This window comes from Stenotrophomonas sp. JAI102 (assembly GCF_013409105.1).
GTDB lineage: Bacteria > Pseudomonadota > Gammaproteobacteria > Xanthomonadales > Xanthomonadaceae > Stenotrophomonas > Stenotrophomonas maltophilia_AA.
The window spans coordinates 333,201-346,090 of record NZ_JACCCI010000001.1 but is presented as its reverse complement, the minus strand read 5'-3'; the positions used below and the strand labels follow the sequence as shown (position 1 = coordinate 346,090).

Genomic DNA, 12,890 nt, shown 5'->3' with positions numbered 1-12,890 from the left:
TCGCCATGCATCCTCTTCTCTACATTCTGTTCCAGTTCGCCTTCTTCTACCCGATGGTCATGGCCTTCTTCTGGATGTCCGGCGGCCTGTATTACTTCTTCCGGCGCGAACGCAAGGCACGCGACCGCGATGATCCGCCGCCGATGGCCGAATACCCGTTCGCATCGATCCTGATCCCCTGCCACAACGAAGCGGAGAACCTGGAAGAGACGCTCGGCTCGGCGCTCAAGCAGAACTACCCGGATTTCGAAGTGATCGCCATCAACGATGGCAGCAGCGACGATACCGGGGCACGCCTGGACGCCCTGGCCGCCCTGCACCCACGCCTGCGCGTGGTGCACCTGGACCGCAACATGGGCAAGGCCAATGCGCTGCGCATGGGCGCGCTGGCGGCGCGCTCGGAATACCTGGTCTGCATCGATGGCGATGCGATGCTGGAGGAGTACGCCACGCACTGGATGGTCTGGCACCTCACCTCGGGCCCGCGCGTAGGCGCCGTCACCGGCAATCCGCGCATCCGCAACCGGTCCACCCTGCTGGGCCGGCTGCAGGTGGCCGAGTTCTCCTCGATCATCGGCATGATCAAGCGTGCGCAGCGGGTGTACGGGCGCATCTTCACCATCTCCGGCGTCATCGCCGCGTTCCGTCGTACCGCCCTGCATCGGATCGGTTACTGGTCCGATGACATGGTCACCGAAGACATCGACATCAGCTGGCGGCTGCAGCTGGACCATTGGGACATCCGCTACGAGCCCAATGCGCTGTGCTTCATCCTGATGCCGGAAACGCTGAAAGGGCTGTGGCGGCAGCGCCTGCGCTGGGCCCAGGGCGGCGTGGAAGTACTGCTGCGGCACGGCGGCTCGCTGTTCCACTGGCGCAAGCGGCGGATGTGGGGGGTGCTGATGGAGTACATCCTCAGCGTGCTGTGGGCGTACACGATGCTGGCGATCATCGTGCTGTGGGCGCTGGGCAAGTTCATGGACCTGCCGCCTGATCTGTACATCGCCACGCTGCTGCCGCAGTGGCATGGCGTGATCCTGGCCCTGGTCTGCCTGCTGCAGTTCGCCAGCAGCCTGATCATCGACCGCCGTTACGAGACGCATATAGGACGTAATTACTTCTGGGTGATCTGGTACCCGATGGCGTACTGGCTCATCAGTCTGTTCACGACCCTGGTGGCGTTCCCCAAGACGATCTTCAAACGTCGTGGCAAGCGCGCGGTCTGGGTCAGTCCTGACCGGGGTATCCGATGAACACCGTCAAATCCACCCGCCGCTTCGACTCGCGGCTGATCCAGAAACCGCGCCAGCAGCCGCGCCTGCAGCGCACTGCCTGGGGCTTTGTGACCATTGCCTTCTGGGCGTTCTACTTCTACCTGTGGGCGCCGCTGGTGACGCTGATCTCCTGGCTGCTCGGCGGGCGGATGGCGTGGGCGCAACTGTATGAACAGAAACAGACGGTTGATCCGTTCGTGGTGATCGCGCTGCCGGTGATGCTGGTCTGCTGCGCGGCGCTGCTGATCGCCTGGGCCGAGTACAACCGGATGCGGTTCACGGGCAAGGAACGTCGGCTGCCGCATGACGATGTGACACGCGCCGAGATCGCACACGACCTCGGCGCGAGCGTGGCCGTGGCCGCGTCGCTGGCCGATGGCAAGTCGGTGACACTGCACATGGATGAGCATGCGCGGCCGGTACGGGTCACCGCGCAGGCATTGACAGGCGCGTACGGGTAATCGCGCGGGTGCCGACAAACCGGTAGTGCCGGCCGCTGGCCGGCTCCACGGATTGCCACGATGCGAAGGAGCCAGCCAGCGGCAGGCTCTACCGGGTCACGCGCGTGTCTGGCCTTCGCCGCGGACGACGAAGCGCTCCACGGTCAGCGCTTCCAGCCCCATCGGGCCATAGGCGTGCAGCCGGGTGGTGGAGATGCCGATCTCCGCGCCCAGGCCCAGCTCGCCGCCATCGGAGAACCGCGACGACGCGTTGACCATGACCACGGCCGACCGCAGCGCGTGCACGAAGCGTTCGGCGGCCGCCGCATCCCCGGTGGCGATCACTTCGGTATGGTCCGAGCTGTACTGCTGGATATGCGCCAGTGCCTGATCGAGATCCTTCACCACGCGTACCGCGATGATCAGGTCCAGGTACTCGGCAGCGTAATCGTCGTCGCTGGCCGGCGCGGCGTCGGGCAACCACTGCCGTGCCACCGCGTCGGCACGCACCTGCACGCCCTGCCCGGCCAGTGCCTGCGCCACCAACGGCAGGAAGGTCGGCGCGATGTCGGCATGCACCAGCAGCGTCTCCAGCGAATTGCAGGCCGAGGGGCGACTGCACTTGCCGTCCACCAGCAGGCCCAGTGCACGCGCCGGATCGGCGGCACGGTCCACGTAGAGGTGGCAGACGCCCTTGTAATGCTTGATCACCGGCACCCGCGCGTGCTCGGCCACGAAGCGGATCAGGCCTTCCCCGCCACGCGGGATTGCCAGATCGATCAGGTCGTTGAGCTGCAGCAGGGCCAGCATGGTCTCGCGGCGCAGGTCCTCGACCAGGGTCAGCGCGGCATCGGCGACACCGGCCTCGCGCAGCGCGCGCTTGAGCGACGCCGCGATCGCGGTGTTGGAGTGGATCGCCTCCGAACCACCGCGCAGGATCACGCCGTTGCCGGCCTTGATGCACAGCGCGGCCGCATCGGCGGTCACGTTCGGGCGCGCTTCGTAGATCATCGCGATCACGCCCAGCGGCACGCGCACCTTCTGCACGCGGATGCCATTCGGGCGCACGTCATCGCGGGTGACCTGCCCGACCGGATCGGGCAACGCGGCCACCTCGCGCAACGCGGCGGCGATGCCGGCCAGCCGCTGCGGGTTCAGGGCCAAGCGGTCCAGCATCGCGGTCCCGACGCCCTTCTCCGTGGCCGCGGCGAGATCGCGCGCGTTGGCGGCGAGGATCGCATCGGTATCGGCGTCCAACGCGGCAGCCATCGCCTCCAGCAGAGCGGCCTTGGCGGCGGAAGACAGCTGGGCGAGTTGCCGTGCCGCCTCGCGGCAGGCCAACGCCTGGGTGCGGATGTCGGTACTGGAGCTGGCGACCATCTCAATATCCTCGGAAGAACAGTAGAGCCACGCCATGCGTGGCTGGGGGATGTAGAACGGGCCCAGGTTGCGCAGCCACGCATGGCGTGGCTCTACCGTGGATGTTCTTACGCTTTACAGCACCACCAGATCGTCGCGGTGGATCACGTTGCCACCGTAGTTGTAGCCGAGCACGCTTTCGATGTCGCGCGAGTGCCGCCCGGCGACGCGGCGGATGTCGCTGGCCGAGTACTGGCTGACGCCACGGGCCAGGCAGACCTCGCCGGCCTCGGTGCGTTGCCGGATCTCGATCATGTCGCCGCGGCGGAAGTCACCCTCCGCAGCGACCACGCCGCCCGGCAGCAGCGAGGCGCCCTTGCCGCGCAGCGCATCGGCGGCGCCTGCGTCGACCAGGATCGCGCCCGGTTCCAGCGGTGCGTGGCGCAGCCAGTACTTGCGCGCCGCCACGCGGGTCTGCGCGGCATGGATGCGGGTCCCGAACAGGCGGCCCTGGCTGAGTGCGCGCACCACCTCGGCGCTGCGCCCGTTGAACAGGCAGGTCTCGATGCCGACACGGCCCGCCTTGGCCGCGGCCTCCAGCTTGGTATGCATGCCGCCGGTGCCGGCGCCGCTGCCGGCACCCCCGGCCATCGCCAGGACGTCGACGGTCAGCTCAGGCACATCGTGGATCGGCCGTGCCTGCGGATCGCGGCGCGGATCGGCGCTGTACAGGCCGTCGATATCGGTGGCGATGAACAGGACATCGGCGTCGATCAGCGCAGCAACGGTGGCCGCCAGATTGTCGTTGTCGCCCAGCTTGAGCTCATCCACCGAGACCGTGTCGTTCTCGTTGACCACCGGCAGCGCGCCCAGCCGCAGCAGCTCATTGAGCGTGGCGCGGGCATTGAGGTAGCGGCGGCGGTTGCGCAGGTCATCATGGGTCAGCAATACCTGCGCCACCGGACGTTCGAAGAAGCGCTGCCACAGCCCGATCAGCTGCGCCTGGCCCAGCGCCGCGAGCGCCTGCCGTGCCGCCATCGCCGCCCCGGCTTCCAGCGCGCGGGGCACGATCGCCCGACCGGCCGCGACGGCACCGGAGGACACGATCACCACCTCCCGACCGGCCAGCACATTGGCCGAAACGAACTGGGCCAGACCCAGTGCGTGGCGCGGCGAGAGGCCGCCGCCATCGGCCGCCAGCAGGCTGCTGCCGACCTTGAGCACGGCGCGTTTCCACTGCGGAACGGCTTGTTCGGTGAACGGCGAAAGCACGGACTGGTTCATGTGATCGGCGCGCTCAGCGCGTGCTCCATTCGTGGATGCGGGCGGTAGCACTGCCGTGCACCAGCAGCGGATCGGTGTCGACCAGCGCCTGCGCGGCGGCCAGGTCGGCGATGTCCTGCAGCACGTAGGCGCCGCCGCTCTTGTCGGTGAAACCACCGGTCAGCAGCAGCTGCCCGCGGGCCCGCACCTCATCGAGGAAGCGCACATGCTCGGCACCGACCTCATCGCGGAACTCCGGCGTGCGGGTGACCATCACCAGGTAACAGGTTTTCATGTGAGTCCTTTTCGCGGGCAGTGCCCGGCAAGACGTTACAAAAACGGCGACCTTGCGGCCGCCGTCGTGATTACACCAATGCGGCCCAGCGGGCGCGCAGCGCATCCAGCCGCAGGTCGGCCGCCGCGCCGGGCGACACGCGCGCGGCCAGGCTGCCCTCGGGGGTACGCCCCTGCCCGGCCGTATCCGCCGCGGCGGCCGCGGCCTTGTAGGCCTCACGGAACGGCACGCCGGCCACCGCCGCTTCCACGGCGACATCGGTGGCATACATGCCCGAGTCGATCGCCGCCCGCAGCTTGTCGTCGCGCCATTCCAGGTTGGCCAGCAGCGCCGGCAGCAGTTCCAGCGCGGCCAAGCCACGGCCGAAGCCATGGAAGATCGCGCCCTTGCTGCTCTGCAGATCACGGTGGTAGCCCGACGGCAGCGACAGCAGCTGCTCGATTTCGGTCCGTGCCGCGGCCACGCTGGCGTGGGTAGCGCGCATCAGCTCGATCACATCCGGGTTGCGCTTGTTCGGCATGATCGAACTGCCGGTGGTGTACTGCGCCGGCAGCGCGACGAAGCCGAACTCGCCGCTGGTGAACAGCGACAGGTCCCAGGCGATGCGACGCAGATCCAGGGTGGCACCGCCAAGCGCTTCCAGTGCGGCCAGCTCGAACTTGCCGCGCGACAGCTGCGCGTAGATCGGCGAGATCTGCATCCGTGCGAAACCGAGCGCCTCGGTGGTGTGCGCGCGGTCGAGCGGCAGGTTGACGCCGTAGCCGGCGGCCGTGCCGAGCGGATTGGCATCGACCAGGTTGAAGGTGTCGTGCGCGCGGATCGCATTGTCGATGAAGGCCTCGGCCCAGCCGGCCCACCACATGCCCGCCGAGGACACCACGGCGCGCTGGATGTGCGTATAGCCCGGCACCGGCAGGTCCTTCTCGGCTTCAGCACGGTCGAGCGCGACCTTGGCGATCTCGCGGCTCAGCTCGGCCACGCGCAGCAGCTTGTCCTTCAACCAGAGCCGGGTCGCGACCAGGATCTGGTCGTTGCGGCTGCGGCCGGTGTGGATCTTGCGGCCGGCATCGCCGAGGCGCTCGGTCAGGCGCGCTTCGATCGCCGAGTGGCAATCCTCGAAGCGCTCATCCAGCACGAACGCGCCGCTGCGGAAATCCTCTGCAAGCACATCCAGCTCGCGCTGCAGGCCGACGCGCTCGTCGTTGCCGAGGATGCCGATGTTCTCCAGGCCCTGCGCATGTGCCTTGCTGGCCGCCACGTCGTACAGGAAGAACTCGCGGTCCAGGATCACATCATCGCCGGCCAGGAAGGTCTGGATCTTGGCGTCTACCGCGACGCCGGGCTTCTGCCACAGAAGGTCTGCCATGTCTTGCTCCGTAGGCGGATTCGCTCCGCCGGGTTGTCAGGGCGCGCGCAGGGGCCGCGCAGCGCCGTGGGAATTCAGTGCGGGATCGAGGCCAGTTCGTCCAGGCCCAGCGCCAGGTTGAGGTTCTGCATCGCCTGCGTCGCCGCGCCCTTGAGCAGGTTGTCCAGGGTCGCCACGACCACCACGCGCTTGCCGCCCGGGGCCACGTCGAAGCCGCCGATCTGCACGCCGTGCCGGCCGGCGATGCGGCTGACCCACGGTGCTTCGTCGAGCACTTCGATCAGGGCTTCGTTGGCGTAGTACTTCTGGTACAGCGCGATCACGTCCTCACGCTTGACCACCGTGTTGAGCCAGAGGTTCACCGTCATGGTGATGCCGCGGAAGTGCGGCGCCACATGCGGCATGAACTCGACCGGCACGCGCAGGTGCGCAGTGACTTCGCGCTCGTGCACATGGTTGGTCAGCGCATACGGCATCAGGTTGTCGCGCAGCAGCTCGGGATTGTTCTTGTCCGAGGGCGTGGTGCCGGCGCCGGAGTAACCGGAAACACCGAAGCACTGCGGCGGGCCGGCCAGCTGCTGCAGCAGCGGGCTGATCGCCAGCTGCATCGCGGTGGCGTAGCAGCCGGGATTGCTGATGTGCTTCTGGCCCAGGTAATCGCCGCGGGTCAGTTCGGGCAGGCCGTAGTACCAGCTCGGCTCGAAGCGGTGATCGGCCGACAGGTCGACGATCACCGTCTCCGGCTTCGCCGCGTCCAGCGCGGCGACGAACGGTGCGGACAGGCCGTTGGGCAGCGCCAGGATCACCGCGTCCACGCCCTTGGCGGCGACCGCGTCGGCATCCAGGTTTTCGAACTGCAGTTCACCCTGCCAGTCGCTGTGGTGGTCGCTCACGCGCTGGCCGGCCAGTTCGCGCGACGAGACGAAGCCCAGCTGCAGGTGGGGGTGTGCGGCAATCAGCGTGATCAGTTCCGCGCCGGTGTGGCCGCGGGCGCCGACGATGCCGACGGCGAAGGTCGTGGTGCTCATGCATGTGCGTCCAGGCGGTGCTGCAGGTGGCGTTTCACCCCCTGCCATTCCGCATCGATGATGGAGAAGATGACGGTGTCGCGCGGGGTGCCGTCCGGGTGGCGCTTGTGGTTGCGCAGCACGCCGTCCTGCTTGGCGCCCAGGCGCGCGATCGCGGTGCGCGAGGTGAAGTTGAACCAGCTGGTCTCGAACACCACGCTCAGGCATTCCAGCCGCTCGAAGGCGTGGGTGAGCAGCATCAGCTTGGTTTCGGTGTTGATCCCGGTGCGCTGGGCGGCCTCGCCGTACCAGGTGTAGCCGATGCTCAGGCGCGGCACCTCGGCTTCCAGGCTGTAGTAGCGCGTGGTCCCGACGACCTCATCGGCCTCGTTGAGGACCGCGAACGGCAGCACCTTGCCCTCGGCCTGCGCCTGCAGCGCGGCCTGGACGTAGGCGGTCATGGTCTTCGCGCTGGGCACCTGGGTGTACCAGAGCCTGGACAAGGTGCCATCCCCCAATGCACCGCGCAGGCCATCGATATGCGCCATCTGCAGCGGCTCCAGCCGGGCATGCGTGCCGGCCAGTGTGGGGACCCTGGTCCAATCGGCAAGATTCATCGGGTTCAGCCCTCCAGGCTGGGGGTGCGTGCGGCGCAATGCTCGACGTACGCTTTGATGCGGTCGAAGCCGTCGGCGCCGAACCAGAACACCTTCCAGTGGCCCTGCTTGTAGCAGCCATCGGATTCGGCGTAGTAGAAGTGATTGATCGGGTTGCCGTTGCGCGAACGCCAGAACAGCTGCGGGGTTTCATCCAGCATCACGTTCCAGACCGCACGGCCCAGGCCTTCGCCCTGCGCGTCGTCGAGCACGGCGAACTTGTCCAGGTATACGCCTTCGGCTTCGTCGGTGAGGATCACCGCGGCACGGTAATTCTCGCTCACGTAGGCGCGCAGCAGCTTGGTTTTCTGGAAGTAGTCCGGCACCAGGGTACGGCCGAAGCTGGATTCGATCAGCTGCTTCAGGCGCGGCAGATCGAGTTCCTCCCACGCGGTGGCGCGCAGCACTTTCTCGCCCTTTCGCACCAGCGTGCCCGAACCCTTGTGGGTGAACAGTTCCTTGGCCAGGTCAGCCGGCCGGGTGATCGACACCGAGGACTCCAGCGGCAGCCGATCCAGCAGGTCCTTGATCTGTTCGATCTTGACCCGCATGCCACCGTGGATCCACGGCTGCTGCATCAACTGGTCGTACTCGGTGGAGAGGTTGATCGAGTCGATCACCTTGCCCTCTTCATCGAGCAGGCCGCCGGTACCGGTCAGGAAGATGATCTTGTACGGCTGCAGTTCCTGCACCAGCTCGTTGGCGGCGAAATCGGCGTTGACGTTGAGGATCTGCCCGCAGCGGGTTTCGCCCAGGCTGGTGATCACCGGGATCGAGCCGGCGCGCAGGCTGGCTTCGATCGGGGCCAGGTTGACCTTCTTGACCTCACCGACCAGGCCGTAGGTGTCCTGGTCCAGGTACTCGGCTTCGAACACGCCGCCGGTGATCGAGGTCGCGCGCGCACCATTCTGCTGCAGCGCTTCGACCAGTTGCAGGTTGGAGGCCTGGAACACCCGGCGCACGATCGCCAGGCCTTCGGCCGAGGTCACGCGCAGGCCGTTGACGGTCTGCTTCTCGATGCCGGCCGCCGACAGTTCGGCGTCCAGCTGCGGGCCGGCGCCGTGCAGCACGATCGGGGTCAGGCCGACTTCCTGCAGGAACGACAGCGAGGAGGTCAGCGCCTCGAGGTCATCGCGCAGCACCGCGCCGCCGACCTTGACCACGGCGAAGCGTTTGGCGTCCAGCTGCGAGAAACGCTTGAGGTACTGGCTGATCTCCTTCGCGCTGGCCATGCTCGAAAGCAGGCGCACGATGGTCTGACGGGTCTGGCGGTGGGGCTGGGAAGAAGGCATTTCGATATCGTCGCAGGCGGCCGGGGCCGCGATGGGAGTTCCGTCAGTGGGGAGCCACGACGGCATCATTGGATCACGCGCCGCGCGCGATGATGCGGTGCACGGACGCGGTGTAACGCTGCAGCTGCTCCAGCGTCACGAACTCATCGGCGGTGTGCGCCTGGGCGATGTCGCCCGGGCCGTACACCAGGGTGGTGTAACCCCCGGCCGAGAACAGCGAGGCCTCGGTCCAGAAATCCACCGCGTTGCCGATCGGGATATCCAGGGCATCGGCCACGTCGCGCGCGAGCAGGCGGCGGTTCTCGGCCTCGGCGATGTCGCCGGCCGGGAAGCTCGGCCCGCGGAAGGTCTCGGTGAACACCGCCGCCTCCGGTTCGGCGAAGCTGGCAAACGTGGCCAGCAGCGCATCGATGTCCATCGACGGCAGCGGACGGAAGCCGAAACGCACTTCGGCAGCGGGCGCGATCATGTTCGCCTTGATCCCGCCTTCCACCCGGCCGATGTTGAAGCGCAGGCCGGTCAGCCCGCCAAAGCGCGCATGGGCCAGGGTGTCCACATGGTCCAACGCGCGGTTGCCCCAGCGCATCGCCTGGTGCAACGCGCTGGCGGCCGCATCCTGCTTGCCCGAGGCATGCCCGGCGCGGCCGGTGAACTGCATCAGCACCGAGCTGATGCCACGGTGCGCCAGCACCGCTTCGCTCATGGTCGGCTCGGCCACCAGCACCGCTTCATACGGAATGCCACGGGCGAGGAAGGCGGCGATGCAACGCGGATCGTTGGCCTCCTCGTCGCTGGAGAACAGGAACGCGGCGTCGCCATCGCTGGCGTTCGCAGCCGCCACCAGGGCAGCCGCGGCGCCCTTGATATCGCACACACCCAGGCCGATCACGCGATCGTCCGTGCGCCGCATCAGGTGCGGATCGGCCGTCCAATGCGGCGAGTCCGGCACGGTATCCAGGTGCACGTTGAACAGGTACTTCGGGGTGCCACGCACCGCATACAGGCTGACGGCACCGTCGCCATGGTCGATCACCTCCACGTTGAACCCGGGCAGGTTCGCGCGCAGGTAATCGAAGATGCCGCCGGTGGTGATCGCACGCGGCGGATTGCGCGTGTCGAAGGACACGAGCTGCTGCAGGTGATCGAGTGTCTGTTCCAACATGTTTCTGGATATCCGTAGGGTTCAAAATCGGTAGTGCCGGCCGCTGGCCGGCTCTGCAATGATCCAGCCGTGCCACGAGCCGGCCAGCGGCCGGCACTACCCTCCATCGGCCTTGCGAGGCGCCGGCCAGCGGCCGGCACCCCGGTGAATCGCCTTAGCGGTTTACCTGCGCGTACAGCGTCGAGCTCATGCCGAACAGCTTGATGAAGCCCTCGGCCTCTTCCACGCCCCAATCGGCCGACTGTGCATACGTAGCGCCCTTGGTGTTGAGCAGGTGCGGCGACTTCACTGCCACCGCATCGACACGGCCACCGCGGGTCTCCAGCACCACTTCACCGTTGACCTTGGTCTGCGAGGACTTCAGGAACGCCTCGATGTCGGTCTTCAGCGGGTCGTGGTAGAAGCCTTCGTACACCAGCTCCACCCACTTGCGCGCCACGTCCGGCTTGAAGCGGTTCTGCTGCTTGGTCAGCACCGCATCTTCCAGCGCGCGGTGCGCGGCCAGCAGCGAGACCAGGCCCGGCGCTTCGAACACGATGCGGCCCTTCAGGCCGATCACGGTGTCACCGGTGTAGACGCCACGGCCGACGCCGTACGCGGCGAACAGCTTGTTGAGCTTGGCCAGGATCTGCTCACCCGGCAGCGCCTTGCCGTCCAGCTCGACGGCTTCGCCTTCGACGAAGGTCAGGGTCACGGTCAGCGGCTCGACCGGCCATTCGCTGCGCGGGGCGCACCAGCCGCGGGCACCCTCGCCCGGCGCTTCCCAACGGTCGATCTCGCCGCCGGACATGGTCAGGCCGAGCAGGTTCTCGTTGATGGTGTAGGCCTGCTGCTTGGCGCGCACGCCGAAGCCGCGCTCTTCCAGGTACTTCTGCTCGTAGGCGCGGGTCTGGGTGTGTTCCTTCTGGATTTCGCGGATCGGCGCGACGATCTGGTAATCGCCCAGTGCCTTCACGGCCAGATCGAAACGGACCTGGTCGTTGCCCATGCCGGTGCAGCCGTGGGCGATGATGTTGGTGCCCAGTTCGGCGGCGCGCTTGAGCGCGGCATCCACGATCAGGTAACGGTCGGACACCAGCAGCGGGTACTGGCCCTGGTAGCCTTCGCCGGCCCACACGAACGGCTTGACGAAGCCACTCCAGATCGCCGGGCCACCATCGACGGTGACGTGGCTGGTGACGCCGAGCTCGGCGGCACGCTTCTCGATGAAATCGCGCTCTTCGTCATCCACGCCGCCGGTATCGGCGAACACGGTGTGCACGTTGTAACCGCGCTCCTGCAGGTAGGGCACGCAGAAGCTGGTGTCGAGTCCGCCGGAGAAGGCCAGGACGATGTCTTTCTTGCTCATGGGGGTCAGGTCCAATAGGGAATGCGGTAAGAATGTGTGTTGGGGCGGGTAGAGCCACGCCATGCGTGGCTGCTCCCGGGTGGGCGCCGCGAAGCCACGCATGGCGTGGCTCTACGGCCGCCGTGCTGCTTATCGTCCTGCCAGCGCCGACATGATCGCCTTCTGCACATGCAGGCGGTTTTCGGCTTCGTTGATCGCGATGCACTGCGCCGAATCCATCACGCCGTCGGTCGCCTTCACGTTGCGGCGCAGCGGCAGGCAGTGGCTGAAGACGCCGTTGTTGGTCATCGCCATCTTGGCCTCGTCGACGATGAAGTGCTTGTACTGGTCGCGGATCGGCTTTTCCGGTTCCCAGTTGCCGAAGAACGGCAGCGCGCCCCAGCTCTTGGCGTACACCACGTCCGCGCCGGCGTAGGCGCTGGCGATGTCATGGCTGACCTGCAGCGAACCGCCGCTCTCGGCGACGTTCTGCTCGGCCCAACCCATGTAGCGCTCGTCCAGGATGTAATCCGGGGTCGGGCACAGCAGGGTCACGTCCATGCCCATGCGGGTGGCGATGGTCAGCGCCGAGTTGGCCACCGCGGTGTTGAGCGGCTTGGGGTGGTAGGTCCAGGTCAGCACATACTTCTTGCCACGCAGGTCCTGGGTACCGAAGTGCTCCTGCAGCGCCATCACGTGGGCCAGTTCCTGGCACGGGTGGGTGATGGTTTCCATGTTGATCACCGGCACCGGCGAGTACCTGGCGAAGCTCTTGAGCACTTCGTCCTCGCGGTCCTTGGTCCAGTCGATGAACTTCGGGAAGGCGCGCACGCCGATCAGGTCGACGTAACGACCCAGCACCCGGGCCACTTCGGCGATGTGCTCCTCGGTGTCCCCGTCCATCACCGAGCCCAGGTTGAACTCGATCGGCCAGGCGTCTTTGCCCGGCTGCAGCACGATCGCATGGCCGCCCAGCTGGAACGCGCCCAGCTCGAAGCTGGTGCGGGTACGCATGGAGGGATTGAAGAACACCAAGGCAATCGACTTGCCCTTGAGCTCGTCGCCCAGCTTGTTGCGCTTGAACAGCGCGGCCTGGGTCAGCAGGGCATCCAGGTCGGTGCGGCTCCAGTCCTGGGTGTTCAGGAAGTGCTTCAGGGACATCGATCGATCCTTTGCGGCTGGTTTTCCACCGTTTCCGGCGGAGGTTGGGGGCGCCGGGGCGCATTCAGGGCTCAACAAACGTACAGATGAAACTTTTCAAGCAAACTTTTTACCGACGCAGAAACGAAAAAACCCAGCGCGGGGGCTGGGTTTTCCGAACAGACAGCACGAAGCTCCGGTTACCCAGCGAAAATGTGGGGTTCCGGTCGGCGGGCACGCGACGTCATGCCCGTAGCCATACGGGCGGCGCTGGTGTCGTGCTGGAAGTCGGTGAGTTTCATGGCCGCC

12 protein-coding genes are annotated in these 12,890 nt (G+C 66.8%); 2 read left to right on the top strand and 10 right to left on the bottom strand.

Features of this window, described 5'->3' with window-relative positions:
• The first annotated feature begins 5 nt into the window (after window positions 1-5).
• Both pgaC and pgaD read left to right on the top strand, forming a co-directional pair.
• A complete protein-coding gene (pgaC, locus tag HDC96_RS01650) occupies window positions 6-1,253 on the top strand; it encodes a poly-beta-1,6-N-acetyl-D-glucosamine synthase (protein ID WP_179458476.1) in 1,248 nt (415 codons plus the stop codon).
• On the top strand, window positions 1,250-1,735 hold the full coding sequence (gene pgaD / locus HDC96_RS01645) for a poly-beta-1,6-N-acetyl-D-glucosamine biosynthesis protein PgaD (RefSeq protein WP_179458475.1): 486 nt from the start codon (window positions 1,250-1,252) through the stop codon (window positions 1,733-1,735). Before pgaC ends, pgaD begins: the two co-directional genes overlap by 4 nt.
• Window positions 1,736-1,831: 96 nt before the next feature.
• Here pgaD and HDC96_RS01640 read toward each other — a convergent pair whose 3' ends face one another.
• From HDC96_RS01640 to HDC96_RS01595, 10 genes are all read right to left on the bottom strand, one after another.
• Complete coding sequence (locus HDC96_RS01640; protein ID WP_179458474.1) at window positions 1,832-3,094, bottom strand: glutamate-5-semialdehyde dehydrogenase; 1,263 nt, start codon at window positions 3,092-3,094, stop codon at window positions 1,832-1,834.
• A gap of 114 nt (window positions 3,095-3,208) precedes the next feature.
• Window positions 3,209-4,357 (bottom strand): glutamate 5-kinase, encoded by a 1,149-nt coding sequence (gene proB / locus HDC96_RS01635; RefSeq protein ID WP_179458473.1) that lies wholly within the window; start codon window positions 4,355-4,357, stop codon window positions 3,209-3,211.
• 13 nt (window positions 4,358-4,370) lie between these two features.
• Entirely contained in the window at window positions 4,371-4,631 is a 261-nt protein-coding gene (locus tag HDC96_RS01630; RefSeq protein WP_179458472.1) for a YciI family protein, read from the bottom strand.
• 70 nt (window positions 4,632-4,701) lie between these two features.
• Window positions 4,702-5,997: an argininosuccinate lyase gene (gene argH, locus HDC96_RS01625; RefSeq protein WP_179458471.1), complete on the bottom strand. Its 1,296-nt coding sequence runs from the start codon at window positions 5,995-5,997 to the stop codon at window positions 4,702-4,704.
• Between the two features lie 74 nt (window positions 5,998-6,071).
• A complete protein-coding gene (gene argC, locus HDC96_RS01620) occupies window positions 6,072-7,025 on the bottom strand; it encodes an N-acetyl-gamma-glutamyl-phosphate reductase (protein WP_179458470.1) in 954 nt (317 codons plus the stop codon).
• Complete coding sequence (locus tag HDC96_RS01615; protein ID WP_179458469.1) at window positions 7,022-7,621, bottom strand: GNAT family protein; 600 nt, start codon at window positions 7,619-7,621, stop codon at window positions 7,022-7,024. Before HDC96_RS01615 ends, argC begins: the two co-directional genes overlap by 4 nt.
• A 5-nt stretch (window positions 7,622-7,626) precedes the next feature.
• Window positions 7,627-8,952 carry an acetylglutamate kinase gene (locus tag HDC96_RS01610; RefSeq protein WP_179458468.1) on the bottom strand — a complete coding sequence of 442 codons (1,326 nt, stop codon included), beginning with the start codon at window positions 8,950-8,952 and terminating at the stop codon, window positions 7,627-7,629.
• 73 nt (window positions 8,953-9,025) lie between these two features.
• Entirely contained in the window at window positions 9,026-10,114 is a 1,089-nt protein-coding gene (locus tag HDC96_RS01605) for an acetylornithine deacetylase (RefSeq protein WP_179458467.1), read from the bottom strand.
• A 154-nt stretch (window positions 10,115-10,268) separates the two neighbouring features.
• A complete protein-coding gene (locus tag HDC96_RS01600) occupies window positions 10,269-11,462 on the bottom strand; it encodes an argininosuccinate synthase (protein WP_179458466.1) in 1,194 nt (397 codons plus the stop codon).
• A 129-nt stretch (window positions 11,463-11,591) separates the two neighbouring features.
• Entirely contained in the window at window positions 11,592-12,602 is a 1,011-nt protein-coding gene (locus tag HDC96_RS01595) for an N-acetylornithine carbamoyltransferase (protein ID WP_179458465.1), read from the bottom strand.
• Window positions 12,603-12,890 lie beyond the last annotated feature (288 nt).

Bases quoted from the DNA above. Each gene is read 5' to 3' on its own strand.
- HDC96_RS01610 (WP_179458468.1), bottom strand. From the start codon at position 8,952: ATGCCTTCTTCCCAGCCCCACCGCCAGACCCGTCAGACCATCGTGCGC.
- HDC96_RS01630 (WP_179458472.1), bottom strand. From the start codon at position 4,631: ATGAAAACCTGTTACCTGGTGATGGTCACCCGCACGCCGGAGTTCCGC.
- pgaC (WP_179458476.1), top strand. From the start codon at position 6: ATGCATCCTCTTCTCTACATTCTGTTCCAGTTCGCCTTCTTCTACCCG.
- HDC96_RS01640 (WP_179458474.1), bottom strand. From the start codon at position 3,094: ATGGTCGCCAGCTCCAGTACCGACATCCGCACCCAGGCGTTGGCCTGC.
- pgaD (WP_179458475.1), top strand. From the start codon at position 1,250: ATGAACACCGTCAAATCCACCCGCCGCTTCGACTCGCGGCTGATCCAG.
- argH (WP_179458471.1), bottom strand. From the start codon at position 5,997: ATGGCAGACCTTCTGTGGCAGAAGCCCGGCGTCGCGGTAGACGCCAAG.
- HDC96_RS01605 (WP_179458467.1), bottom strand. From the start codon at position 10,114: ATGTTGGAACAGACACTCGATCACCTGCAGCAGCTCGTGTCCTTCGAC.
- HDC96_RS01595 (WP_179458465.1), bottom strand. From the start codon at position 12,602: ATGTCCCTGAAGCACTTCCTGAACACCCAGGACTGGAGCCGCACCGAC.
- proB (WP_179458473.1), bottom strand. From the start codon at position 4,357: ATGAACCAGTCCGTGCTTTCGCCGTTCACCGAACAAGCCGTTCCGCAG.
- HDC96_RS01600 (WP_179458466.1), bottom strand. From the start codon at position 11,462: ATGAGCAAGAAAGACATCGTCCTGGCCTTCTCCGGCGGACTCGACACC.
- argC (WP_179458470.1), bottom strand. From the start codon at position 7,025: ATGAGCACCACGACCTTCGCCGTCGGCATCGTCGGCGCCCGCGGCCAC.
- HDC96_RS01615 (WP_179458469.1), bottom strand. From the start codon at position 7,621: ATGAATCTTGCCGATTGGACCAGGGTCCCCACACTGGCCGGCACGCAT.